We start from the raw sequence: 24,274 nt of genomic DNA on the forward strand, positions 1-24,274 counted from the left end.
TCCGTCTCATGATTTTCGTCCCTTCTGCCAAGCGGCCCATAACTGTTTATAACGGCCCCCATAATTTAGCAGCTCTGCATGGCTACCCTGTTCTACTACCCGGCCATTATCCATGACCACGATGGCATCGGCACGCGAGGCTTGATCCAGGCGATGCGCAACAACCAAGGCGGTTCGCCCCTCCATCACTGACTCTGCGGCGTCCTCTAAGGATTCAGCACCCACCGAGCCTGCTTCCGCCGTGGCTTCATCCAAGATGATGATGCGGGGATCCAGCAGCACGATTCGGGCAAGCGCCAATTGCTGTGCCGCCACCGGGTCCAACGGCATGCCTTGCGCGCCCACGATGGTATCGAGGCCCGCTTCTAGTTCGAAGAACCAGTCAGCCTGCACTTGGCGCAGCGCCTGCACCATTTCCGCATCGGTAGCCTGCGGCGCCGCGAGCGCTAGATCCTCGCGCAGACTCCCAGAAAAGACGTGCACTTCCTGGGAGACGAGGGCGAGGCGCTGGATACGCTCGGCATCGGAAAGCAGCGCGACCTCGACGCCATCGACAAGCACGGTGCCCTTATCCGGAACGCGCAAGCCCGCGAGCAACGCAGCCACGGTGGATTTCCCGGCGCCAGACGCCCCGACGAGGGCAACCGTTTCACCCGGCTTAATCGCAAGGTTGAGGCCCTCGACGGCCCATGAGTTATCGCTATAGCGGAAGGAAATATCCCGCATGTCCACGCTGCCATCGCCCCTCGGTGCACCGCTATCCGGTACCGGCGCGGGCGGATCGATGACCACGCCCACGATGCGCGCCAACGAGGCATACCCGGATTGCACCGTATCTAGCACGCGCATCAGCCCCATCAGCGGCCCGCGCAGGCGAATGAGCAATAACATCGCCGCGGTGACCGCTCCAACAGTAAGCGCATTAGCCTGCACCACCCAAAAGCTTACCGCCAAACCGCTGGCTAATAAGACCAGTTCAATGCCGGTGAGGTGGGCCTGGAGCACCATCATCGTCCGGCGCGCGTTATATCCTTCTTCCACCACACGCCTTGAAGCCGCGCCGATCCGATCGTGCATCGTATTTTCCATGCGGAACGCGCGCACCGTGTCCCTGCCGTGAATCGCTTCCAAAAGCCTGCGGGCGCGGTCCGCCATGGCGGCGCGCTCAGCGGCATACCGGTCAGGGGCGAGCCGCAGGTAATACCGGCCGGCTAAGAAATACAGCGGGGTCACGGCAACAATAACCACGAGGTATTGCCAATCCACCGTAAGCAGCGCTACTGCCGTCGAGGCAATGGCAAAAATGGACTTTGCCAGCACGGGGACCGTCTCAGTAACCGCGGCGGAAAGCTCCGCCACGTCATCAGTAGAACGCGATACCAAGTCCCCGGTTCCGGCATCCTCGACGCGGTGTGTGGGAAGGCCGAGTGCCGTAGAGACTATATCCTCGCGCAGGGACGCGATGACGCGCTCGGTCAGCTGGGACAGAACATAGAATCCCGCCGCCGATAAAGCGGCAGACGCGCCCGCGACCCCGATGAGCAGGACTCCGAGGAGGGCGATGCTGGCGCCCGTCGTCACGGCATCGACAATCTTGCCGAGCAGGATCGGGATGGTGACATTGGCTGCTGCCCCGGCTATCAAGAACACCACGGCGATAAGGGCGCGCCGGCGCGCATGCGGAATCGCCGATAACTGCTGCGCCACAACCTTTCGCACCTGTGGCCACGTGGTGGTGGGAAAACGCATTAGGACTCCACCCCCACTGCATGCCACGCAGGCGCCGAGGTATAGACGATGGTGGGTTTATCCTTCCGGTAGTCCGCAACGCGGTGGGCTACCTCTTGCTCGGTAACGGAATCGACCGCGGTGGTGGGATCAGAGAGAATAAGCACCTCCGGATCCGCTGCAATAGCGCGGGCAAGGGCGACTCGTTGCTGCTGGCCGCCGGACAGGTTGTTTCCGCGCTCACCCACGGCGCGGTCCAGCCCACCGGGAATATCCTCACCCGCGGCCACCTCTAGGGCCCGTGCGGCCGTATCTGCATCCGGATGAATATTATCCTGCACGGTTCCGGTAAACAGCATGACCTCGTGTGGTACGACGATGAATTTTTCCCGGGCCAGCTCCCGCAGTTCTTCCGGAGCATGTCCATCGATGGCGGTGATACCCGGCCGTAGCGCCGGCACCTGTGGTGCGGCGTCCCCGGGAAGCCCGGGAGCCCTCAGCAGGCCCACGATTCGCTGCGCACTCGCCTGCGCCGCGGCCCACCGGGAGGCAATATTTCTTCCCAGCATGGTCATCGGGGTAATGATGAATTGGGTAAGGCCAATTACCATAATGAGCTCACCAATGCTCATCTGCCCATCCAGCGCCAGGTAGCCGGCGGCAACGGCGACGGCGATGACATAAATGGACCCGAGCGCCTCGGTAGAAGCATTCAATCCTGCCTGCGCTGCATTGGCCTCAACGGTTCGCTCGTAGGCGGCATCGGAATCGCCCGCATACCGCTTGCGCACCGTACCAATCGCCCCGATCCCCTTAATAATGCGCAGGCCATGGACAATATCCGTCGCCGTCGCGCTAGCCCGGCCCAATGCTTCTTGCCGGATACCAGAGCGCTTGCGCAAGGGACCAGCCGAGCGCAGCGATCCCCACACCACGATGGGACCGCCGCATAAAATGGCCACACCTAGCGGCACATTCACCCGGCTGGTCATCACCGCGACATAAATGATCGACGTAATCTCCGCCACCGGGAACACCGTCATCATCACGGCATTCTGCACACGGGTCGCATCGGTTGAGGCAATGGCCAATAACTCCCCTGGCGTGCGTTTCGGCCCGCCCATCCCTTTGGGATCCATAATCCGATCCGTGATGGCCATGCGCACGTCGTGGCCGATGACCAGCATGCTGCGCGCGTTGAGCCCGCGGCCACACCACCCAGTGACGGCATTAACGGCGAAGGCTAGGGCCAGAAGTGCAAGCCACCACCACAGTCGCCCTATCGATCCTTCCACCACCGCTTCATCGATGGCATAGCCCACGATGACCGACGTTGTGCCGTTGAGCACGAAAGAGATAGCCATGCACACGGCCGCGGGGATGGTCATCCCAGGCCGAGAGAAGACAGTCTTCAGCAACCACCGCGGATCTGATGGTTCTGGAAGTGTTGCCATAACAAGCCATTCTAATTCCCGGTAGGTTAGATAGCCTATGTCGACTCGCCATCCCAACCCCCAGCACTTCCCCAGCTACCGAAATCCCTCTGCGAAGCAGAAGCCTACCTTCAGCACCGATCCCCAGCGCACCCAGGCAGCGCGCGCCTTCCATCACGGCGCGCACACCTATCAGGATGTCCGCCCCCATTACCCGGCCGAGGTTGCTGAGCTCATCGCCGGCGCCCACCGCGTTGCCGATATCGGCGCCGGCACCGGCAAACTTACCGAGTCCCTCACCAACCCCAACGTGCTCGCGGTTGAACCATCTCCAGACATGGCCCGCGTGCTCCAACGCCGCTTGGATATCCCCATCATCCGCGCCACGGCCGAGCACACCGCGCTTGCCGATGCCTCCCTCAACGCCGCCTGCCTCGCCCAAACCTGGCATTGGGTCGACGTTGCCGCCGCCTCTGCCGAGCTGGACCGCATCCTCGCGCCGGGCGGGCGCGTGCTTTTAGTGTGGAATACCCTCGACGTACACGCGGATCCCTGGATCCTCCGTCTCAGCCGCATCATGCACTCCGGCGACGTGCATAAGCCCGGCTTCTATCCCGAATATAAAGCACCCTGGACCTTAGAGCGCGAACTCCGGCTGAGCTGGACCCACGAACTTACCCCAGAGCAGCTCCACCAACTCATGCACACTCGTTCATACTGGCTCAGAAATAACGAGGCCATCCACGAGCGCATGACCCACAACCTGAACTGGTACCTCTACGAGCACATGGGCTTTTCTGCCGGCCAAAAACTACACATCCCGTACCGCACGGATGCTTTCGTGCTGGTACGGGACACTTCAAACGCAATTAAATAGAACTTTTATCTGTCCAAAAGCGTCGCGCCACACCGAAACTACAAACTGCCAATACTATAATGATAAGCACTATTGATATCCAGCCCCAGGTTTGATAGGCAGGCTCTGGAACTATTGCTCCCAAGGTGCCGCCTAGGTAATAAAACGATGTGTATAGCCCGACTGCAGTAGATTTGTTTGTTTTCGAATGGGTACTTACGAATCCAGTTCCACATGATTGGCCCATGAAAACGGCAACACATGAGAAAGCTAACCCCAGCACCATCGCCCAGAGAAACGGCAATAAGGTCAGCATTAAGCCCAAGATAGTTATGCTAGCGACGACTCCAAATGTAAAGACCCTCCCCTTTTTGGAAATGAGCTCCCCGCTGAAAGGCGTCAGCACTGTTGGTAAAAGGAAGATAACAAAAATGAAGCTGACTAACGAGGTAGATAAATCGTAAGGCGGGTCCATCAGCCTTAGAGAACCAAAGGTAAAAGAGGAGACTTGTTGGAATAGAAGACAGCTTGCAATGAAACAAGAAGCTAAAAGGCCGGGCTCTTTCATCTGAGCTCGAATACCCGACACCGACTCCATCACTGAAGAAGCCGGTTGGAAGTTATCTTCAGGGGGCAAAAAGAAAACTACGGCAACGATAGTAAACAGAAGAATCACCGCATTGGCAGCGAAAGAAAGCCGCCAAACACCTGTCCAGTCCGTAACCAGACCAGAAAGCAATCTTCCCGCAAAGCCACCAAACGCTGTTCCTGCCACGTATAAACTTTTAGCTTGGGCACCATCCTCTTCCTCTTCAGAGATATAAGCTACCGCGACGGTAAATACAAAGGGGGTTGCGAGCCCCTGAGAGAGTCTAAGCACCAGCAGCATAAGAAAATTGGGAGAAAAACAACAAGCAATGGTTGAAATGACCATAATTCCCAAAGCACACAGCATCACTTTCTTTCTGCCATATACGTCCGAAATAGCTCCTGAAAACGGCGCACAAATCGCCACACCTAGGGTCGTGGCGCTCACTGTCCAAGCAGCTCTTTCGGGCGCAATGTGCGCCCATGCCCCTAACTGCCCCAAAATCGGCTGAGTTGAGTACAGGTTAATGAGTGCACACATGCCTAAAAGGAACAGGGGAATATAGCTTTTCTTTAGCATATCGGCATAGTCCTCTACACACCCTAGACTTGATCACCTGGAATCTGAGTTGCTGCGATGGAAAGCTCGGTGTCGACTTCCCGGAGCAATTGATCAGGCCATTTCTCCTCCATATGCAGAAATGTGGAAACAGTGGAATGATCGTTAGATAACTCACGACGCGCGGCGCGTAACTGGCGATTCGTCTCTTGTGGTGCAGCACCACCGATTACAGCGTAATTATTAATTAAATGGCGCGGATCAACAGTTTCCCGAAATTGTTCGATAGTCAGCGGAAACGTAGATCGTGCTGAATTGGATTCTGCGCCTCGATAAATATTGTCGATTTCTTCCAATGTGAGTTCATGAAACAGTACCGATTCGCGTCGACAGTAATCCACTAATTTACTAGTAAAATCGTGCCCTTTGCGGAACGGAATCCCGGATACGATATAAAGTGTGTTCGCTATCTCTGATGCCGCGGAGTATTCTGAATTAACCATATCCATTGCGGCCCCGGGAACAAAGTTCAAATTTTGAACTACTTTTCGGAAATGCTCAACCAAGTCCAGCGTTTGTATTGCCGCGATCCAAGAATCACCGCGCTTATGATCAGTTAATCCAGTTTGCACATTATGGTGCAGGCTTCGAACGACTTGGCAGTGTCCGATAGTACGACTTGATTTCATTCTGACATGGTTAAGAGCCACAGGGTTGCGCTTTTGCGGCATCAACGTGCTTGGTTGGGTTAGATCTGGAGCATCGAGAATATACCAGGGATGCGGATTCTGGTATTGGGAATGAATATCTTGGGTGATCATCCCGATAACCATGGCTACCGTCTCAAATATTCCCATGAGTTCGAGGTCCACGTCTATCGAGGAGACTTGGGCCCCATCAAAGGTATTTGCTGTTTCTTTAGAAAATCCAAGTAACCGCGCAAGTACCCTTCGATCAACCGGAATGCTTGTTCCAGCCAATGCAGCAGACCCAAGCGGGCAAGTATTGACCCGTTCTAATGCTTCGCATAACCGTTGGGTTATCCGTTGAAAACTTCTTTCATAACCAAGAAAAGTATGCGCTGGCGTAGTCACCTGGGCCTGAACTCCATTGGTAAAGCTTGGGACAATTAGGTCGCACTTTGTAGCTGCAAAGTTTAACAAATCGTCACGAAGACCCACCACCTCGCCAAATAGCTGCACTATTGCGCGGCGAAGGTTCATCCTCTGGCATGTAATAAGAATGTCCTGTCTCGAACGGCCAACATGAACATTTCCATACGTCGGACCTGCAATCTCTATAGCGCGCTTCTGATAATAGAGATAGTCAGAAAAGCCATTGGATCGTGAGGACTCTGATTCTCGCTCAATTAAGGCGACAGCGTTAATAATATGGTTAAAATCAGACGATGTAATCAATCTCTGCCTTATTAAAACCAAAGCTGATGCTCGGTCGATAGCGACATAATTGGCTACTTCATTGTTCTCAGCCATTGTTTTCCTCGGTCTTGATGGCAAGCTTATATTGCAGGTGATTTTTAACAGCAGGCCATTCATGCCTCAATACGCTATAAACGCAGGTATCTCTAATGATCCCGTTATCGAGTACCTGGTGGCTCCGCAGAATTCCATCTAGATGTGCGCCCATTGATTCCAAAGCGCGCCGACTGGCACGGTTGAAAGAATTGGTCGTGAAGAAGACGGATAAGAAATCTAATTGCTCAAACGCATAGCTTATTAGGGTGAGCTTGCAATCACTATTAACCGCAGTATTTTGAGCTGATTCCCTATACCAGGTGTATCCTATTTGTGCGCGTCTATTTCCCTTGTCTAATGACTGAAAACCAGTCATCCCCAATGGAGTATGGGCTTGGTCAAACACCGTAAAAAGCTGCGTCCCGTACAACTCGTACCAAGAGATACGTTCTTCTACTGCTTGTTGCATCGCACTGGGAGCGGGGACCTTGGTATACCACCGCCTCCATATTTCTCCGTCTTTAACTGCCTCCGCTAAGCCAGGTGCATGGTCTACACTCAATGCTTCTAAAGTAATATTTTTTCCGCGAAGTAGAGGGACTTTCGGAATGTTGCTATTTAGCATCGTGTCCTACCTTTTCTTGAATTTTGGGACTGTGCAAGTTAGCTGCCCGAAGATTGATCGCGCTACTAGATTAGCTTGAATATCAATAACATCGAGGGCGGAGGTAATGAGGTTGGATCCTGCCGTTACGCACCCGATTCCGTAAATTTTCGGACTACTATTCTTACGGCTAGAGATAAGTAATCCGGTACTTGGATCCCATAAACCACGTCCTTTGTAGTCGCATTTGAGTCCATTTTCTCGAAAAACGTTTGTTAGAAACGTTGAATTCTGGATCAAAGCGCTCTGGCCCCTAGCATCAATCACCGATGAATAAGATGCAAGTGCAGATGGGTTGCGTTCGACTGGAGGAAGAGTGTCTAGTTGCACCAACCCAACTAATATAAAGTTTTTTAATTGCTTCCACCTGCTAAGCGGTATCCTGAACCTAAATCTGCGCCAGTTTCCATTTAATGCCAGCTCGAATACTTGTCGTTGCTCATTTGAGAGACGTTGAAAAATCAGATTTAAAGCTGCATTTGCAGTGCTCAATACCGTGTACGCAGCATTATGGCGTCGATCTTCTCGAGGATCGCTCCAGTGTTGATCGTAATGTTGGCCGGCCAGCACAGCATTTAAGTCAACGCCATATTCCTCGGATTCTCGTACCATTAGTCCCAATGCAGCATCGGCAGTAAGCCCTCCTTCCGCATCTAATTCCTTGACCGCTGAAATCGTCAAATGCTTTGGGAATGGACTTTCAGCTTCCTCCACGATCTGTACCCACGGCAACCTGCCGCTGGGCGATGCCATAGTGCACGCAATCCCTTGCTCAGCTAAAGTTACGGCAGCATCCACCGCTGATAGGCCGGTACCAACAATTAGAGTCTCGGGCCCCGATGCCGGAGATATACTTTGGATCTGCCTCTCTAATGGATAACATGTTCTGGCACCAGGAATTTTAGGCGGGGACCAGTTTCCTACGGCCAGTATTGATGCATTGACCAAGAATTGCTCGCCAGATTCTGTAGCTATTTGAATTTTGTCTGGAGCAATAGACCACATAGCGTGAACTCGCTCCTTAACCCATCGCACACGGATACTCTTCTCGATCAATTGCACAGCATTTCTTAGTTTAGAGCGAGAATATGCACCATAAAAACTTCGAGGTATTGGGAAGGAATTCAATTGGCTCGCCAACCGGTTTGTCTCAGCAAGCCAGTCCGTAAATAAAGTTGATGATTTTCCAAGGGAGTTTAAACGACGATAGCTTGTATTGATAGTTGCACAGGGCAGGTCTGGACCAAAAGGTATGCCGGTACCTATTGAGTGCTCAGGATTGAATATCAATATTTCGATTTCTGTCACGGGTTGTTCATCGATCTCTTCGAGCATGGCTGCCAAATGTTCGAAGAAAAGGGAGCCGCCAATGCCACAGCCGACTACACCGACGCGAAAATGCTGATGAATGGTCACAACTTGAGTAAATACTCTACGAGCGCGACGCACAAGGTTTATAAATAAGATTCATAAGGAATTAACCTAAATCTGCCTAGCTTAGGTTACCTTAATACTCTTATTTATAGGTTCTATCAAAAGAAAAGACACGAGCGAAGCCCCACATGTGTGAGTGCTTCGCTCGCTTTCACAGTGAACTCTTATTTCCGCTTTTTGCCTCGGCGTTCGCGCACGCGCACGGCGATGCGGATGGGGGTGCCGTGGAAACCAAAGCGCTCGCGGAACTTGCGTTCAAGATAGCGCCGGTAGGACGCGTCGAGGAATCCAGTGGTAAATAGAACAATCGTCGGCGGCTGGGTCGATGCCTGCGTAGCAAACAGCACTCGCGGCAAACGATTATTCTTCATCGGCGGCGGGTTGGCAGCAATCGCCTCACGCATCCAGTTATTGAGCTGACCGGTAGACACGCGCTGATCCCAGCTTTCTAGGGCCTCGATCATGGCCGGCTCCAGCTTTTGCAAGGCGCGGCCGGTCTCAGCCGAAATATTAACGCGGGTCACCCACGGCAAGTGCCGCAGCTGCTCGTCAATCTCACGGTCGAGGTAATAGCGGCGATCCTCGTCCATCAGGTCCCACTTATTGAACGCAATGACCAAGGCCTTACCGGATTCGAGCACCATATTGAGCACGCGCTGGTCCTGCTCGGAGATCTCCTCGGAGGCATCGATAAGCATGATGCATACCTCGGCCGCATCGATGACGCCGCGGGTGCGCAAGGACGCATAATACTCGTGGCCCTGCGCGTTCTTGACCTTCTTGCGCAGGCCCGCGGTATCGATGAACTTCCACAACTGCTCATCTAGCTGCACCAGCGAGTCCACGGGATCCACCGTGGTGCCGGCGACATTATCTACCACCGAGCGCTCCTCACTGGTGAGCTTATTGAGCAACGAAGACTTGCCCACATTAGGCCTGCCGACGAGCGCGACGCGGCGAGGGCCCGACGTAATCGAGGTCTCGCGCGGTTCTTCGGGGAAGCTGCGCAGGATCTCATCCAGCACGTCCGCGCCACCGCGTCCGTGTTGTGCGGACACCGGCCACGGGTCCCCGAGGCCCAAGGCGTAGAACTGCGCCATATCCGCATACTGGTTATCGGAATCGAACTTATTCGATACCACGATCACCGGAACCGGAGACTTTTGCAGGCGGCGCGCCATAACCTCATCGGTTTCGGTAATGCCTACTTTGGTGTCTACCACCATTACGATGACATCGGCGGTATCCATCGCCATTTCTGCCTGGCGGGCGATATCGGCGTGCATGCCTTTGACGTTGGGATCCCAGCCGCCGGTATCCTGCACGATAAAGCGCTGCCCATTCCAGTCCGCCACGTAGGACACGCGGTCACGGGTAACGCCAGGGTGGTCTTCTACGACGGCCTCGCGGCGGCCGAGGAAGCGATTAACCAGCGAAGACTTGCCCACATTCGGCCGGCCCACAATAGCGACGGTGCACAGGGCTTCTTCGGTGGCGTCAGCAAAGTCTAGCGATTGCGAGAGCTGCTCCCACTCGTCCTCGCTTAAAGGCTGCTCTAGGCCTTCCTCATCCCCGTAATCGGCCTCGCCGAACTCCGACTCATCAAAGTCGTAGTCAAATTCTTCAGCATCGAAATCGTCCGTAGCCCACCCCGACGAGGTCTCGACCGTTTCCTCGTCGAACCTACCCGCAGGGTAATGGAACTGCGTGACTTCTTCCTCTGGGGACTCAAAATCTTTATTGCTCATGAGCGGGACTCCTTAACCACGTTGATAAGAGCCTGCACGACGTCCTCCGGGCTCATGTCAGAGGTATCGACGATAGTGGCATCGTCGGCTGGGCGAAGCGGCGAGGTGGCGCGGGAAGAATCCGCGGCATCGCGGCGCTGCACATCCGCCAGTACCGATTCAAAATCGGAGGCAATGCCGGCCTTTTCGTTTTGATCGTGCCGGCGCTGCGCACGGACTTCCGCAGAAGCCGTCATAAAGGCCTTCGCAGGGGCATCGGCCAGCACCACGGTGCCGATATCGCGGCCCTCTACAATGGCGCGGTGGGCGCGCTGTGCCAGCGTGCGCTGCAATGCCACCAAGTTCTCCCGCACCTCTGGGATGGCAGATACTGCGGAGACGTTCTGGGTGACCTCATCTTCCCGGATGACGCGGGAGACATCGGCGCCATCGAAAAGCACCTGCGTGGAATCCGGATCATCGGAAACCTCCAAGGGCAGGTTAGCCGTCGCGGAAATGACCGCTTCCTTGTCCGCGGGATCCACGCCTTGGCGCAATACCGCCAAGGTTGCCACGCGGTACATGGCGCCGGTATCGATGTATTTTGCATCCAATTGCTTAGCTAGGGCCCGGCATGTCGTGGACTTTCCCGTTCCGGAAGGGCCATCGACCGCGAGGATCAGGCCTTCATCAGGCATATTCGAAATCATTACATCCCCACCGCCTTGTACAAGCTCGTCAACTCGTTGGAATTCAGTGCGCGCAGCCCGCCGGGCTTCATATCGCCCAATTGGACCGTGTGCAGCTTGGTGCGCACCAGGCGCTGTACGGGATAGCCGGCTTCCTTCAGCAGGCGGCGCACGATGTGCTTGCGGCCTTCGTGCAACTCGACTCGGACCAGAGAGAACCCCTGATTCTTGTCCACTACCTGCACGAAATCGGCCTTGGCTAGGCCATCTTCTAGCTCGATGCCCTCTTTAAGCTGGCGCACCAACTTATTATCGGCCTCGCCCAATACCGTGGCTAGGTAGGTTTTCTTCACCTCATACTTGGGGTGCATCAGGCGGTTGGCCAATTCCCCATCGTTGGTGAGGATGAGCAGGCCTTCCGTATCCGCATCCAAGCGGCCCACATGGAATAGGCGCTGGCCCGAGGCAACCTTTTCAGACACCACGTCACCCACGCAGGGGCGGCCGAGGTCATCTGACATCGTTGACTGCATTCCGCGGGGTTTATTGAGGATGAAATATTCTTGGTCTTCGTTGACGTTAACGCGAACACCGTCGACGCGGATGACGTCCACGGCGGGATTGACCTTCACGCCCTGCTTGAGAATGACATTGCCATTTACTTCGACACGGCCGGCATCAATGAGGATCTCCGCGTGGCGGCGCGATGCGACGCCCGCCTTGGCCAAGACCTTCTGCAGGCGCTCACCTTTGGGCTTGTCGTCATCGACTAGCCAGTCAGCGCCCAAATCGCGCGCCACCGATTCAGCGGTGGCCTTCTGCTTTTTCTTGGAAACGTGTTGATTACGAGCCGGCTTGGCATTGGAGACAACGATATCGCTGTCTCGCTGCTTCTTATCCGGTGTGCCGTCACGGCGAGCGGGAGGAGTCACTGAAGTGTCCTTTTCTCTCGAAGATATGAAATTACCTGCGTGAGTCTACCCCACCTCAGTACTCTTCGTCGATTGCATCGACATCTGGGAGAAGCGGCGCCAGATCCGGAAGGCGTTCCAACGAGTCTATGCCTAGGAGTTCAAGGAAAAGTTCGGTGGTTTCATACCGGTGCGACGCCCCTTCGAACTCGTCCTGCGGGAGCTCCCGGATGAGCCCACGCAGGTTAAGGGTGCGCATCACGCCGTCCACGTTGACACCGCGGACCGCAGAGACCTGCTGGCGCGTGACCGGTTGGCGATAGGCCACGACGGCGAGGGTTTCCAAGGCCGCGCGCGAGAGCTTTGTTTGTGCCCCATCCAATAAGAACTCCTCCACCGCGCTGGCGTTTTCCTGGCGCGTATAAAACCGCCAACCCTCTGGCGTTTCGCGCAGCTCAATTCCAGATCCGCGGCTATCGAATTCGCGTTGGATGGCCCGCAAGCAGTCACTAATGACCGCCGGTTCCACGCTAAGCGCCCGCGCCAAGGACTCTACGGATGCCGGCGAATCAAGAACCAGCAAAATCGACTCGAGGCGGGACCGCAATTGCGAAATGAGCGGAAGATCCATGCCCCTTAGAGTACAACCACGGACGGCGGTGCTAGCACTAGTCCCAATTTGCTGCTGCAACGACCGCGGGATCTACGTCCAAGCCGGTCCAGGAAAGGTCCAGCTGGCCCAGCGCTTCCTCCTGCTGGGCATCGACCGCCTTGGCCTTAAACAGTTCCAAGAGCGCCAAGAACCTGCCGACGATATGCATGGTTGTGGTGCAATCCCGGGTAAGCGAGGAAAAACTTGTCCACTGCCCAGCGCCCATGAGTTTGAGCGTTTCGAGGATCTTTCCAGCCTGTTCGGGTACGGAGACGGCAACGCCATGAATATGGCCCGTTGCCACTTCTTCCGGCGGCTTGGGGCGAAAGACACCCGCCGCCATTTCCGCAAAGCTCGCTGGAGTATGCCCCAGGGTTACGGGAGGTAAAAGCTCCGCAAATTGCTCCTCGATGCTCACCGCGCGCGGATAACTGCGCTGCGCCTCCCGCTGCCAGCGGGCAAATTGGTCCGCCGCCTGTTTATAGGCCTTGTACTGCAACAGGCGGGCAAAAAGCAGGTCACGCGATTCCAGCAGCTCCAGGTCCTCTAGGTCATCGACCTCGCCCCGCGGCAATAGCCGTGCGGCCTTTAAGTCCAACAGCGTTGCCGCCACGACCAAGAAATCAGTCGTCTCATCCAAATCCGCGTTCTCGCCCAACTGCCGCGTGTAGCCCACAAATTCATCGGTCACCTCAGACAAGGCCACATCCGTGATATCCATCTTCTTGGCCTGGATGAGCTGCAAAAGCAGATCAAATGGGCCCTCGAAATTCCGCAGGGCAATGCGAAACCCCGTAATCTCTGGTTGCGTCACGGTAGCTTAAACGGTCGAGCGCTCGATGACTTCCTTCGCCAGATCGCGGTATTGCTGCGCGGCCTGTGAATTGGGCGCCCACGAGGTGATGGGCTCGCCGGCCACGGAGGTTTCTGGGAAGCGGACGGTACGGGTAATGACGGTATCGAATACTTGATCCCCAAAGTATTCCACCACGCGGGACATTACCTCGCGGGCATGCTTGGTGCGCCGATCAAACATGGTGACCAGAATGCCCATGACTTCCAGATCGAAGTTGATGCGGTCAGAGACCTTTTCCACCGTATCCGTCAGCAAGGCAAGCCCGCGCAGCGAGAAGAACTCGCATTCCATGGGGATGATGACGCCCTGGGAACAGGCCAAGGCGTTGACCGTAAGCAGACCCAAGGAAGGCTGACAGTCAATAATGATGAAGTCATAGTCGCGGCGCACCGGACGCAGGGCTCGCGCCAAGGTATGCTCGCGGCCTACTTCATTGACCATCTGGATCTCTGCTGCGGAAAGGTCAATATTGGCCGGAACGAGGTCCATGCCGGACACGCTGGTGTGGTGAATGGCGGAGTGGATAGAGGTATGGCTATCCAACATCACGTCATAAATCGAGTCCTCGATGTCGTCATGGTTTAATCCCAGCCCAGCCGAAAGGGCGCCTTGCGGGTCCAAATCAACCAGTAGGACCTTGCGTCCATACTCTGCGAGGCAGGCCCCCATATTGATGGTGGACGTGGTCTTGCCCACGCCGCCCTTTTGGTTACACATCGAGATGATGGTGGCGGGCCCATGTTTTTCCAAGGGGGCGGGTTCCGGCAGCTCGCGGACAGGGCGGCCAGTTAGCCCCGTCTCTACATCAGAGGCTGAAAAGAGACCCTCTTCGCTCACAGTCAAACCTTCTTCCTTGACGCCAAGTCATGGACCATGACATTTGGCATAGGGTTGCTTACAACGTTGTAACTATAGCGTACCCGCTCCCCTTTATGACTACCGAGACTTTGCAAATATCAAGTCTCTAACTTTGACTTAAGCACTTGCTGCACGAGTGGAAGCTACGCCCGCGGATGCGCTGTCCGCCACACTTCCCGCAAGGAATCAGCAGTGACGTGCGTATAGATCTGCGTCGTAGTCACTGAGGAATGCCCTAAAAGCTCCTGCACGGTGCGCACATCGGCACCGCCTTCGAGAAGGTGCGTGGCAAAAGAATGGCGCAGCGTGTGCGGGGAAATAGATTTATCCAACTGGCTACGCTGCGCGGCCGTCTTAATAATGGACCACGCGCTTTGCCGCGAGAGCGCGCCGCCGCGCGTATTCAAAAACAGCGCGGCGGTCTTCCCCTTTCCCAGCACCGGCCGGGCGCGCACCAAATAGGCATCGATGGCCTGCCTGGCGTGCGAGCCAAGGGGTACAAGCCGCTCCTTATTGCCTTTGCCATGCAGCATTAAGACGTCATCGGCAGTAGCTACGTCATCGACGTTGAGCGAGATTACCTCAGAGATGCGCGCCCCAGTGCCATAAAGCACTTCTAGTAGCGCCCTATCGCGAAGGTCAACCGGCGTTTCCGTAGGCGTCGATTCGATGAGCCGTGACACCTCATCCACGCTCAAGGTTTCCGGCAAGTGTTGCCCCGTGGAAGGTGGGCTTACCTCGACGGCAACATCGCTATCGACCTCGCCTTCCGCAACGGCGAATTTATGCAACCCGCGCGCAACAATGAGGGCACGGTTGGCAGAAGATACCGCCATATTTTCACGCAGATCCTTTAAATAGGCCTCCACCATAGGTCGAGTTACCTGCCGTAGGTCCTGGACCCCATTTGCTGCCAGCCAGTCCACATACCTGCGAATATCCCGCCGGTAATTGCTCAGGGTATTTGCTGAAACGCCGCGTTCGACGGCGAGGTGATTCAACCAAGTCTGAGCGATGTCCTCCGCAGCAGTCACTGCTTTTTCAAGTCCGGTCCGCTGCGGCGGGCAGCCATATGGGTCGGGCGCAGATCGAACGGGGCATCCACCGGACGAGTCGGCTTCCCGCCAATGACCGTGGCATACGCGGATAAAATCCCCGCGCAGGCAACGGAGTTAACGATCTCGCCGGCCAGCACCTTGTCGACTGCCCTATCTAAATCCACCCAGGCCAAGTCCATATCGGCTTCTTCATCCCCGGTATCCTGCAGCGCCGGAACCTCGCTTAGATCACGCGCAAGGAAAATCCGCACGGCTTCCTCACAAAACCCCGGTGAGGTCACCATATCCGTGAGAACTTCCCAGTCCTTCGCGGCAAGGCCCGCTTCCTCCTGCAACTCGCGCTGCGCGCCTGAAAGCTCGTCCTCGCCCTTCACATCGAGCAGTCCTGCGGGCAGCTCCCACAGCCGCTTGCCGACGCTATGCCGGTACTGATGCACCATCGCGATCCGCCGATCCTCATCTAAGGCGACCACCGCGACGGCTCCTAGGTGCTCGATGATCTCCCTATCCGCCGTGTTGCCTCCTGGCATGGACAAGGTATCGCGGCGTACGGCGACGATAGGCGCATCAAAAATTAACTCTGAATCCAAGACCTGAAAATCGTGGGCCACTGTTATTTCTCCTCTTCCGGTAGGGCGGAATCTGCGCTTTCTGCCGATCCGTAGTCTCCCCTGCCCCCATTAAGCTGTTCTTCGGCGGCGGAAATCACAGCAATGCGCTCTACCGCGCGCTCAATGCCGTCTACGGTAGAAAGATCCACGTCATTGGTGCGCAATTGCTCTACTGTCTTATTGTCCTGGGTCTGCTTGCTCCGCGCGCTCATCACCACGCTGCCATTGACCTCATCCAAGGCGGTGGCAAACTCAGCCAAGGTGTCGGAATAATATCCGCGCACCCCGCTGCCAGAAACAATGAGGATGGACTGGGCAGGAAGGATAGTACCGTCCTTATAATCAATAAAATCCTTATCGCGCAGGGCACGCAGTAGCTCAGATCGCTCCTTTACGCTAGCGAGCGGCTCTGTGCTTTCTGGGTCCATGGATAAGGCCGCGCCCAAAACCTCGCCGCCATAGCTTCCCACGGTTTTATCGAGTCCCTTAAGATCTGCCTTTTTCGGGGCCTTATCTTTAAGGATTTTTACGATATCGTCTTTGCTTTCCCCGCGCAGGAAGTCTTTACTTAGCTTGATTTCCCCGGCAGCGGTGGCCCCGGAGGCTTCTAAGAGCTTCGTGATATCAGAAAGATCGCTGCTATTTGCGTCATCGGTGGAAATGACCAGCACCGGCCGCTGCGATAATGTACCGGAGACCAGATCTGGAGCTACATCACTGACGATGTCATCGCTCGCCTCATTTTGGTTTTGCAAGATCTTATTTTCTTGCACCACCTTGCGGTGTTCCGCACGGATCGGGTCATCGTCAGCCACGCTGGTGGTCAGGTTGGGCGCGATCACCAAGGCACCGAGGGTCACACCAACCGCCGCCCCTAGTCCGAGGCCCGTAATTAGTTGCGCTTTCGCCATATTTTTACCCCCCGCTTAGAATAGGCTCGACCAGGTCTGGCTTAAATTACTCAAGAAATCCTGGCTCCCGCCGAAGCCCACGATCAAGATGATCGCTGCAATCGCCACCAAGATGCTTAGAAGGGCCCATAGCCAGCCAAGGTGTGAGGACGGAGCGGAATACAGGTTGATTACTGCCTCAGCATCGACCACCTTGGTTCCGGCCTTCAGCCGAGACATTACAGCAGACGGAGCCACGCGGTTGGCAAAAACATCATCGAGGTCAAAGCCGCCACCTGACTGCACGATAAGGCCCGCACCGTGGTAATCCGCAAAGAGCAGCGCTAAATCCGTGGCCGATTCCGAAGCCGCCGGAAACGTCATGGCCCCGATGCCCAATTCTTGGATGCGGTCAATGCTCTCCACGCTGCCTTCTGGATCCGCAGGCACCACAATGCGCGCGCCGCAACGCAGCGCCTCATCGCTTACCTTGGCAGGATCGCCAATGATGAAGTCAGGCTTATATCCCTGCTCCAGCAGAGAATCCGCGGCTTCATCAACCGCAATGAGCAGCGGTTCATACTCCCGGATGAAATTGCGCAATTCTTTCAGCTGGGAGCGGTGGTCTTCAGTGGGAGATAAAACGATGACCTTCCGGCCAGCTATCTCGGAACCGGATGCGGGGACCCCGAGGCCATCGATAAGCAGCGGGCCTTCAGAATTAATGAAGTCGATGGAGCTCGCGAAATAGGACTCCATGTGGTCAATGAGTGCGCTTTGTGCCGCCTTGAAGTTCTTGTCTGCGCGCTCCCGGGAAACCTTCTGCCCCGTCCCGACTACTTTATCCGCGACGTAGACCTTTCCATCGTCCCCAATATGTGCCTTCTTGCCATCCTTAAACTCCGAGATAAATTCCTCGCCGAGGCCTTCGAGGAGGTCAATGTCGGCATCGAGAAGCATGTGCGGACCGCAATTAGGAATGGAGCCAGTAGAAAACCTGGCGACGTTGACCACCGCTGAGGGCTGCAATTCCACGAGGGTTTGTGCCTCGGGCCGAGAAATATTCGCCGCATCAATAACGGCGATATCACCTTCAGAAAACTTCTTAAGACCTTTCGCGCCCGGGGTGCAATCGCGCAATGCAGCATGCTCACCAGGATGATCAGGGGTACGGGAAAACAGAGCCATGGGCTCCATTGTTCCTTGCTTAGTCCGCCAGCTGGGTAAGGCGCGCGGAAGCTTCTTTTTGTGCGCGATCAAAAAGCTCTTGGGCATGCGCGCGCCCCGTCTCGGTGTCATCCAAACCGGCCAGCATGCGCGCCAATTCTTCCACGCGCTCCTGTTCCGTTAGCTCGGCTACCCCAGAGGTAAATTTATCTTTCGAGACATGCAAATGCGCATCCGCATACGCCGCTACCTGCGGCAGGTGGGTCACGACGATAACCTGATTGTGCGCAGCCAGCCGTGCTAGCCGACGCCCAATTTCTACCGCCGCACGCCCGCCCACGCCAGCATCGACCTCGTCGAAGACCAATGTCGCACCGTCCTCGCTGGCGAGCACAACCTCAAGGGCAAGCATGACTCGAGACAACTCGCCACCGGAGGCCGCAGTGGCCAAAGGCTTCCCGTTGAGCTGCAGCTCCGCAGCATCGGCGCCTGTCTTGGAATACTTTGCCGCGGAAAGCTCAACCGACATAGTGGAATTGGGCATGGCCAATCCATGCAGCTCTTCAGTCACCAACTTGCCCAGCGCCTCCGCCGCTTTCCGGCGGCTCTTCGTAAGCTTCGCCGCCTTCCGCTTCATCTCCTGCTCGGTCTCTTTGACCTGCGCCTTAAGTTCCTCGAGGACTTCAGTGGAGGTATCCATCGACTGCAATTTGGACTCCGCCTCATCGCGCCACGCCAAAACACCATCGATATCGCTGGCGTATTTACGGGTCAAGGCTCGGAGATCCTGTTGGCGTTGCAGAGACTTTTCCAGCAGATTCGGATCTGCCGGCAGCCCCGCGAGGTATCCACCGAGCTCAGCTGAAATATCGCCTAGCTGCGAGGTGATTTCAGAAATGCGCTCGCCCAAATCCGCCAGCTGCTTATCCGAGGATCCCACTAACGCCGATCCCGCGCGCCCGAGCAGCGAAGAAGCAGCCTCATCAATCTCTTCCGTTCCATCAATCGCTGCCAAGGCAGTATGCGCCGATTCGCGCAGACCGTCGACGTCTTGCAAGCGCTGCACCAACTGCACCAGCTCCGCGTCTTCCCCTGGCTCGGGCGCCACACCGTTGATTTCCTCTAAGGCATATTGCAGGCGGTCAGCTTCCTGGGCAAGTTCCCTACGAGACTCCGTGCGCCGACGATAATCCTTGGCCAAGCTGCGCCATTTTTTAAAGGCCTCCGCATAGTCTTCCCGGATGCCCGCCAATTGCGGGTCCGCACGATCTACCGCCGCGAGCTGCTCTTCTGGGGCCAAGAGGCGCAATTGATCGTTCTGACCATGCACGGTAATTAGCTCCCGCGCGAAATCTCCCAACGTGGCGGCCGGTACGGCTCGCCCTCCCAAATATGCCCGCGATCGCCCCGCTGCTGAAACGGTGCGCGAGACAATAAATTCACCATTTTCATCTGGCTCGCCGCCCACCGAGTCCACCAGCTGGCTAATGCTCTCCTTCGCGGAACTAAAATGACCTTCTACGGCTGCTTTTTTAGCGCCATCGCGCACCCGAGAAGCATCGGCACGCCCGCCTGCCAACAGTCGAAGCCCCGTGACCACCATGGTTTTTCCTGCACCGGTTTCACCGGTCAATACGGTCAAGCCCTCCGACAATTCCGCAGAGCTATGGCGAATGACTCCTAAATCATTGATAGAAATATCGACAAGCACTATTTCTCCTTCGGTCCGCGCCAGCCTTCCACGGGCAACCGCAGCTTAGAGACCAATCGATCCGTAAAAGGTTGATCATCCAACCGCACCCAGCGTACGGGGCGCTTGCCGCGCACCACCTCGACGCGGGCACCCGGCGGCATAATAAGTTCCCTGCACCCATCCAAGATAACCACGGCCGGTGTAGTTTGCATGGTTGATTCCACTGCAACGAGTGAGTTCGGGGAAACTACTAGCGGTTTGGTAAACAGCGCATGTGCATTATTCGGCACGACCAAGATTGCATCCAGGGATGGCCACAGCACTGGACCTCCAGCTGAAAACGCATACGCCGTAGAACCCGTTGGGGTAGAAATCAGTACGCCATCACAACCGAACGACGAAACGGGGCGCCGGTCGATCTCCAAAATTGCATCCAGCACGCCTGACCTGTTCTGGTTTTCTACCGAGGCCTCATTCAAAGCCCAACTGCTAGCCAGTTGGTGACCGTTGGCATCCGAAATAGAGACATCCACCGTCAACCTGTCCTCTACCCGGTAGCTTTTCTCGATCACGCGGGCGACGGCTCCGTCTAATGACTCCACCTCCCATTCCGCGAGGAAGCCTACGTGGCCCAGATTCACTCCGAGGACCGGGATATCTACCGCCCGCGCCATATCGGCGGCGCGCAGGAAGGTGCCATCACCGCCTAAAACAAGGACCAGTTCGCATCCTGCCGCAGCAGCATCAGAATGCGGCACGTGTTGGAGCCCCGGCAAGACGGTTTCGTCCGCGCACACGCGCACCGTTATCCCCGCTTCGTGCAATAATTCGGCTGCACGGGAGGTAGCCTGCAGGTTCTCTGCACGATTGGCATGCGGAACCAACAATATCTCTCGCATTATTGCGGACCTTCTTCAACGGCAGTATCAATCATCTGTTTCATTGTAGCCATGTCCGTGGACATACCGTCCTTTTTCAGCCACAAGAAATACTCCACATTTCCACTCGGGCCTGGCAATGGGGAAGCAACGACACCGTGCAGGCTAAGGCCTAAAGACAGCGCAAATTCGGCCACGTCTTGCGTAACTTCTTTCCGCATCTCCGGCGACCTGACCACTCCGCCACTGCCGATACGCTCCTTGCCCACCTCAAACTGCGGCTTGACCATCGGCAGCAACCACGCGCCGTCCTTCATGCACTCCACAATTGCTGGCAGCACCAGTTTCAAGGAAATGAAAGATAGATCCCCGACCATGCCGTCGCACAGGCCATTGGTCAGCTCCGGATCAATAGTGCGGATATTGGTCCTATCCAAAACCGTCACGCGGTCGTCATTTTGCAGTCGCCACAATAATTGCCCATACCCTACGTCAACGGAGAGCACCTCTCGTGCGCCAGAAGCCAAGCACACATCCGTAAATCCTCCGGTCGATGCCCCTGCATCCAAGATGCGACCATCCATGTCGACGTCGAATGCGGCAAGCGCACCCAGAAGCTTATGCGCTCCGCGGGAGGCCCACTTGTCCTCCTCAGACTCCTCGACCTTGATGGAAACTTCAGGATCCACGACAGTTGCGGGTTTTTCTGCCTTAAACCCGCCGACTGTCACACGGCCGGACTTGATCATCTCGCGGGCTTGTTCACGAGATCGCGCGATCTTTCGGCGCACGAGTTCTGCATCCAGCCTGCGGCGTTGTGGTGGCATTAGTTCTCCTGCAAAGCATTCCGCAACACGGAATGCGCCCTGTCCAGTTGGTCGACTTCTTCTGCAAGCGTTGGCGCATCTTCGCCAAGGATCGTCGAAATCTCTGAATCTACTTCTTCAGGCTCCTTTACGGCCCGAAAATCATGCGGCTTTACCGCCATTTCGACACAACCTTTTCCGCAAACTCACTGCGAGGTTGAATATACCGAGGCGGTGACGGCATCGACCACGCCACTTCCAAGACTGTGCGAAGCGCTTGTACCGAGGTAGAAGATTCATTTCCACCCTGCAAAAGAACGTCGTACCCATCGCACCGCGCAGTAAAGTCCCCTTGCGGCCCCGGTCGCACCTGCGAAATAGGCAGCGAAAGCTCGTGCATGCCCGCACCAATGAAGTTGGGCCGTGCCTCCACGGGGGCCTCGATAAGCTCCAGCTCGCCCGATACGCCGGTCAAAACATGGAAGGTATTCATCGCTGCGGCATTACCGCCGACGATATCGGTGTCTAACCTGTCGCCTACTGCCAAGGGCTTTTTTGACCCGACCTTTTTGGCCGCGAGGAAGAACATCGCTGGTTCGGGTTTGCCGGCAGAAACAGGCTCTACTCCCGTTGCCTTTTGGACTGCGGCGACCAAGGAGCCATTGCCAACACCTAGTCCCCTCTCAATTGGAAGGGATGTATCCAAGTTCGAAGCGAAAAACTTCGCCCCTGCCCGAATAGCCAGCGCACCTTCCGTTAGCTGTTCCCAGCCCACGGACTTATCAAAGCCTTGGAGGACAGCTGCTGGTTTATCATCGGCGCTCGAGACCACGGAAAAACCCATGTCCTTGGCCAAGTCCCGAAAAGAATCCGCGCCAATGATTAGCACCTTCGCACCCGAGGGAATTTCCTCGCTGGCTAACTGCAATACCGCTTGGGCGGACGTGATGATATCACCAGAATCCGCCTTCAAACCGATATCCGTTAGCATCGTTGCAACCGATTCTGGGCTGCGCGACGCATTATTTGTTACATACACTGCGGGAACGCCGCACGTATTAATGACGTCTACCACGTTGCTTAAAGGACGGCCGCCTTCCCAGACAGTTCCATCCAAATCCAATAGTAAAGCGTCATGTTTGCTTAAAACACTCATTAGTTACATTCCGCCAATCGGTCAGCGGCATCGGTCCAATCACCCTCATCAATGGCGATGGTGTGTTCAAACCATTCGCGGGCTTCATCCGTGCGACCCGCGGCAAGCAATGCATTTGCATAGGCATACGACAACCTACATGCGCTTACTCCCCGGTCGCTGCGGTCAGGTTGCGCCCTCTGGATGGTAACCACCGCTGATTCGGGCTGATCCAGGTCAAGGCGGGCACCTGCCAGGACGATCGCTAATTCAATAGCGGATTCTGGGTCCAGTTCCTTGGCCTCCTGGCTGCGCCCCAGTTCCAATGCCTTTTCCGGCCGACCCAAACCACGTTCACAATCGGCCATAACCGCGAGCATTCCTGGACCGCCAGAAATACGGCGGGCGGCACGCAGCTCAGCCAGCGCCTCTTTCCACTCGCCGGCACGGTATGCAGCGATGCCATTAACTTCTCTGGCGATAGCCACGCGGCCTGCCCGATCCTTAGCCGCACGCGCATGCCGCAGCGCCAATTTTGGATCATCGTCCATCCATGTCGCCGCCATGATCATGTGCTTGGCGACGTTCTCAGAGTTCTCTTTGGAAAGAGATTTCAGGTCTTGGAGCACCAATGGGTCCAAGTCATTGATATCAACCTCTTCAGGAATATCCGGATCCGTCATACGTCGGTTGAGTCGCTCTTCCCTATAACCAGAGCGCTGTGGAGAAAAAGACTTCTTCTTTCCCCCTCCCCGAGAATCGCGGTCCCCCGAATTGCGTGGCTTTCGACCCCGACGGTCCTGTGCACGGCCATTACGGCCGTGCTGGTTGCGCTCCGACATTCAGTCCTACCCTTTCTTGGTTGGAACTCGCACAGAAATACCGCACCCATTCTACAGTGCTCAACGACGATCAAAGAATCTGGAAAATTCGCTACCAACGCATAGGCCTGAGCGCGGAAGGTAGACACGCCGAGGCAGCTAGCTATGTTCTATGAGGTAGCGTTGTTGGTCACGGCTTCGCCATCAATGAAGTCGTGGATTAACCGGCGGGTATCGGCCGCGGTAGAAGCCATGCTGGCATGCACATGCCTACCCTAATAATTGAACGTACTGTGGTCTCAATTGCCACATATCCCGTTGGGGTGTGAAAACGACGGTGGTCCCCAACAAGGCCACACCAGCCCGAAGTCTATCCTGGGTGGTGGTCTCTGTTGGGGACCGTCATCAACACTGTATGTAATTATTGTTTTGTTGTTTGGTGTCGGCGGTGACTTACTCTCCCACAACCTCCCGGTTGCAGTACCATCAGCGTGTACAGGCTTAGCTTCCGGGTTCGGAATGGGACCGGGCGTTTCCCTGCAGCTATGAACCACCGACAAACCTAAAAGAACACTACCCACTGTGTGTGGGTGTTGTGTCAGATACTGCATAGTGGACGCGACACACACGATGTGTTTGTTGTTTGTTTACTCGCTCAACAAGTACACCCTTCTTATCACCCGTGTGGGTGTTTGTGGTGTGTTTGTTTTGGTCAATTAGTACCAGTAGCCTTCACACCTTACAATGCTTCCAAGTCTGGCCTATCTACCCCATAGTCTTTAGGG

The 24,274-nt window shown here is 55.9% G+C and carries 23 protein-coding genes and 1 rRNA gene; 1 reads left to right on the forward strand and 23 read right to left on the reverse strand.

Annotated features, from left to right (window positions below):
- Positions 1–6: 6 nt before the first annotated feature.
- Both ABRP86_RS02255 and ABRP86_RS02260 read right to left on the reverse strand, forming a co-directional pair.
- On the reverse strand, positions 7–1,749 hold the full coding sequence (locus ABRP86_RS02255) for an ABC transporter ATP-binding protein (RefSeq protein WP_239268043.1): 1,743 nt from the start codon (positions 1,747–1,749) through the stop codon (positions 7–9).
- Positions 1,749–3,182, reverse strand: coding sequence for an ABC transporter transmembrane domain-containing protein (locus ABRP86_RS02260; protein WP_349862262.1), 1,434 nt, complete (start codon positions 3,180–3,182; stop codon positions 1,749–1,751). Before ABRP86_RS02260 ends, ABRP86_RS02255 begins: the two co-directional genes overlap by 1 nt.
- Positions 3,183–3,219: 37 nt before the next feature.
- Here ABRP86_RS02260 and ABRP86_RS02265 point away from each other — a divergent pair, with 37 nt between their 5' ends.
- Positions 3,220–4,038: a class I SAM-dependent methyltransferase gene (locus ABRP86_RS02265; RefSeq protein ID WP_239268040.1), complete on the forward strand. Its 819-nt coding sequence runs from the start codon at positions 3,220–3,222 to the stop codon at positions 4,036–4,038.
- Here the strand turns inward: ABRP86_RS02265 and ABRP86_RS02270 are convergent.
- From ABRP86_RS02270 to rrf, 21 genes are all read right to left on the reverse strand, one after another.
- Positions 4,031–5,185 carry an MFS transporter gene (locus ABRP86_RS02270; protein WP_349862265.1) on the reverse strand — a complete coding sequence of 385 codons (1,155 nt, stop codon included), beginning with the start codon at positions 5,183–5,185 and terminating at the stop codon, positions 4,031–4,033. The genes ABRP86_RS02265 and ABRP86_RS02270 overlap by 8 nt on opposite strands.
- A 23-nt stretch (positions 5,186–5,208) precedes the next feature.
- Positions 5,209–6,657 (reverse strand): lyase family protein, encoded by a 1,449-nt coding sequence (locus ABRP86_RS02275; RefSeq protein ID WP_239268037.1) that lies wholly within the window; start codon positions 6,655–6,657, stop codon positions 5,209–5,211.
- A complete protein-coding gene (locus ABRP86_RS02280; protein WP_239268035.1) occupies positions 6,650–7,264 on the reverse strand; it encodes a GNAT family N-acetyltransferase in 615 nt (204 codons plus the stop codon). The genes ABRP86_RS02275 and ABRP86_RS02280 overlap by 8 nt, the downstream gene beginning before the upstream one ends.
- A 6-nt stretch (positions 7,265–7,270) precedes the next feature.
- Positions 7,271–8,719, reverse strand: a complete 1,449-nt coding sequence (locus ABRP86_RS02285) for an FAD/NAD(P)-binding protein (protein ID WP_349862268.1) — start codon at positions 8,717–8,719, stop codon at positions 7,271–7,273.
- A gap of 182 nt (positions 8,720–8,901) precedes the next feature.
- Positions 8,902–10,485 carry a ribosome biogenesis GTPase Der gene (gene der / locus ABRP86_RS02290; protein ID WP_349862269.1) on the reverse strand — a complete coding sequence of 528 codons (1,584 nt, stop codon included), beginning with the start codon at positions 10,483–10,485 and terminating at the stop codon, positions 8,902–8,904.
- A complete protein-coding gene (gene cmk, locus ABRP86_RS02295) occupies positions 10,482–11,174 on the reverse strand; it encodes a (d)CMP kinase (protein ID WP_284628883.1) in 693 nt (230 codons plus the stop codon). The genes der and cmk overlap by 4 nt, the downstream gene beginning before the upstream one ends.
- Complete coding sequence (locus tag ABRP86_RS02300; RefSeq protein ID WP_005279286.1) at positions 11,174–12,085, reverse strand: pseudouridine synthase; 912 nt, start codon at positions 12,083–12,085, stop codon at positions 11,174–11,176. The genes cmk and ABRP86_RS02300 overlap by 1 nt, the downstream gene beginning before the upstream one ends.
- 55 nt (positions 12,086–12,140) lie before the next feature.
- Entirely contained in the window at positions 12,141–12,695 is a 555-nt protein-coding gene (scpB, locus tag ABRP86_RS02305; RefSeq protein ID WP_023017548.1) for an SMC-Scp complex subunit ScpB, read from the reverse strand.
- Positions 12,696–12,732: 37 nt separating this feature from the next.
- Positions 12,733–13,530, reverse strand: coding sequence for a segregation and condensation protein A (locus ABRP86_RS02310; RefSeq protein WP_023017549.1), 798 nt, complete (start codon positions 13,528–13,530; stop codon positions 12,733–12,735).
- A 6-nt stretch (positions 13,531–13,536) separates the two neighbouring features.
- Positions 13,537–14,409 carry a ParA family protein gene (locus ABRP86_RS02315; RefSeq protein WP_023022236.1) on the reverse strand — a complete coding sequence of 291 codons (873 nt, stop codon included), beginning with the start codon at positions 14,407–14,409 and terminating at the stop codon, positions 13,537–13,539.
- Positions 14,410–14,573: 164 nt separating this feature from the next.
- The gene (xerD, locus tag ABRP86_RS02320) at positions 14,574–15,464 is read right to left on the reverse strand and encodes a site-specific tyrosine recombinase XerD (protein WP_284782885.1); all 891 of its coding nucleotides are present in this window, start codon (positions 15,462–15,464) and stop codon (positions 14,574–14,576) included.
- The gene (locus ABRP86_RS02325) at positions 15,461–16,099 is read right to left on the reverse strand and encodes an NUDIX domain-containing protein (RefSeq protein WP_349853019.1); all 639 of its coding nucleotides are present in this window, start codon (positions 16,097–16,099) and stop codon (positions 15,461–15,463) included. Before ABRP86_RS02325 ends, xerD begins: the two co-directional genes overlap by 4 nt.
- Positions 16,100–16,101: 2 nt before the next feature.
- Positions 16,102–17,010 (reverse strand): copper transporter, encoded by a 909-nt coding sequence (locus ABRP86_RS02330; protein WP_349853018.1) that lies wholly within the window; start codon positions 17,008–17,010, stop codon positions 16,102–16,104.
- A gap of 15 nt (positions 17,011–17,025) precedes the next feature.
- A complete protein-coding gene (steA, locus tag ABRP86_RS02335; protein WP_349853017.1) occupies positions 17,026–18,186 on the reverse strand; it encodes a putative cytokinetic ring protein SteA in 1,161 nt (386 codons plus the stop codon).
- 10 nt (positions 18,187–18,196) lie between these two features.
- Positions 18,197–19,867 carry a DNA repair protein RecN gene (recN, locus tag ABRP86_RS02340; RefSeq protein WP_349853016.1) on the reverse strand — a complete coding sequence of 557 codons (1,671 nt, stop codon included), beginning with the start codon at positions 19,865–19,867 and terminating at the stop codon, positions 18,197–18,199.
- Positions 19,867–20,748 carry an NAD kinase gene (locus ABRP86_RS02345; RefSeq protein WP_349862272.1) on the reverse strand — a complete coding sequence of 294 codons (882 nt, stop codon included), beginning with the start codon at positions 20,746–20,748 and terminating at the stop codon, positions 19,867–19,869. The genes recN and ABRP86_RS02345 overlap by 1 nt, the downstream gene beginning before the upstream one ends.
- The gene (locus ABRP86_RS02350) at positions 20,748–21,554 is read right to left on the reverse strand and encodes a TlyA family RNA methyltransferase (protein WP_349853014.1); all 807 of its coding nucleotides are present in this window, start codon (positions 21,552–21,554) and stop codon (positions 20,748–20,750) included. Before ABRP86_RS02350 ends, ABRP86_RS02345 begins: the two co-directional genes overlap by 1 nt.
- Positions 21,554–21,715, reverse strand: coding sequence for a hypothetical protein (locus ABRP86_RS02355; RefSeq protein ID WP_005282788.1), 162 nt, complete (start codon positions 21,713–21,715; stop codon positions 21,554–21,556). Before ABRP86_RS02355 ends, ABRP86_RS02350 begins: the two co-directional genes overlap by 1 nt.
- Positions 21,706–22,689, reverse strand: coding sequence for an HAD-IIA family hydrolase (locus tag ABRP86_RS02360; RefSeq protein WP_349862274.1), 984 nt, complete (start codon positions 22,687–22,689; stop codon positions 21,706–21,708). Before ABRP86_RS02360 ends, ABRP86_RS02355 begins: the two co-directional genes overlap by 10 nt.
- Positions 22,689–23,510, reverse strand: coding sequence for a tetratricopeptide repeat protein (locus ABRP86_RS02365; protein ID WP_349853012.1), 822 nt, complete (start codon positions 23,508–23,510; stop codon positions 22,689–22,691). Before ABRP86_RS02365 ends, ABRP86_RS02360 begins: the two co-directional genes overlap by 1 nt.
- Positions 23,511–23,929: 419 nt before the next feature.
- Positions 23,930–24,047 (reverse strand): 5S ribosomal RNA (gene rrf / locus ABRP86_RS02370).
- Between the last annotated feature and the right edge of the window lie 227 nt (positions 24,048–24,274).

It is taken from the genome of Corynebacterium sp. KPL3927, assembly GCF_040225835.1.
Taxonomy (GTDB): Bacteria; Actinomycetota; Actinomycetes; order Mycobacteriales; family Mycobacteriaceae; genus Corynebacterium.

What these genes read in the sequence shown, in the direction of transcription:
- ABRP86_RS02255 (WP_239268043.1), bottom strand. Translation starts at nt 1,749, where the DNA reads ATGCGTTTTCCCACCACCACGTGGCCACAGGTGCGAAAGGTTGTGGCG.
- ABRP86_RS02260 (WP_349862262.1), bottom strand. Translation starts at nt 3,182, where the DNA reads ATGGCAACACTTCCAGAACCATCAGATCCGCGGTGGTTGCTGAAGACT.
- ABRP86_RS02265 (WP_239268040.1), top strand. Translation starts at nt 3,220, where the DNA reads ATGTCGACTCGCCATCCCAACCCCCAGCACTTCCCCAGCTACCGAAAT.
- ABRP86_RS02270 (WP_349862265.1), bottom strand. Translation starts at nt 5,185, where the DNA reads ATGCTAAAGAAAAGCTATATTCCCCTGTTCCTTTTAGGCATGTGTGCA.
- ABRP86_RS02275 (WP_239268037.1), bottom strand. Translation starts at nt 6,657, where the DNA reads ATGGCTGAGAACAATGAAGTAGCCAATTATGTCGCTATCGACCGAGCA.
- ABRP86_RS02280 (WP_239268035.1), bottom strand. Translation starts at nt 7,264, where the DNA reads ATGCTAAATAGCAACATTCCGAAAGTCCCTCTACTTCGCGGAAAAAAT.
- der (WP_349862269.1), bottom strand. Translation starts at nt 10,485, where the DNA reads ATGAGCAATAAAGATTTTGAGTCCCCAGAGGAAGAAGTCACGCAGTTC.
- cmk (WP_284628883.1), bottom strand. Translation starts at nt 11,174, where the DNA reads ATGATTTCGAATATGCCTGATGAAGGCCTGATCCTCGCGGTCGATGGC.
- scpB (WP_023017548.1), bottom strand. Translation starts at nt 12,695, where the DNA reads ATGGATCTTCCGCTCATTTCGCAATTGCGGTCCCGCCTCGAGTCGATT.
- ABRP86_RS02330 (WP_349853018.1), bottom strand. Translation starts at nt 17,010, where the DNA reads ATGGCGAAAGCGCAACTAATTACGGGCCTCGGACTAGGGGCGGCGGTT.
- steA (WP_349853017.1), bottom strand. Translation starts at nt 18,186, where the DNA reads ATGGAGCCCATGGCTCTGTTTTCCCGTACCCCTGATCATCCTGGTGAG.
- ABRP86_RS02345 (WP_349862272.1), bottom strand. Translation starts at nt 20,748, where the DNA reads ATGCGAGAGATATTGTTGGTTCCGCATGCCAATCGTGCAGAGAACCTG.
- ABRP86_RS02350 (WP_349853014.1), bottom strand. Translation starts at nt 21,554, where the DNA reads ATGCCACCACAACGCCGCAGGCTGGATGCAGAACTCGTGCGCCGAAAG.
- ABRP86_RS02355 (WP_005282788.1), bottom strand. Translation starts at nt 21,715, where the DNA reads ATGGCGGTAAAGCCGCATGATTTTCGGGCCGTAAAGGAGCCTGAAGAA.
- ABRP86_RS02360 (WP_349862274.1), bottom strand. Translation starts at nt 22,689, where the DNA reads ATGAGTGTTTTAAGCAAACATGACGCTTTACTATTGGATTTGGATGGA.
- ABRP86_RS02365 (WP_349853012.1), bottom strand. Translation starts at nt 23,510, where the DNA reads ATGTCGGAGCGCAACCAGCACGGCCGTAATGGCCGTGCACAGGACCGT.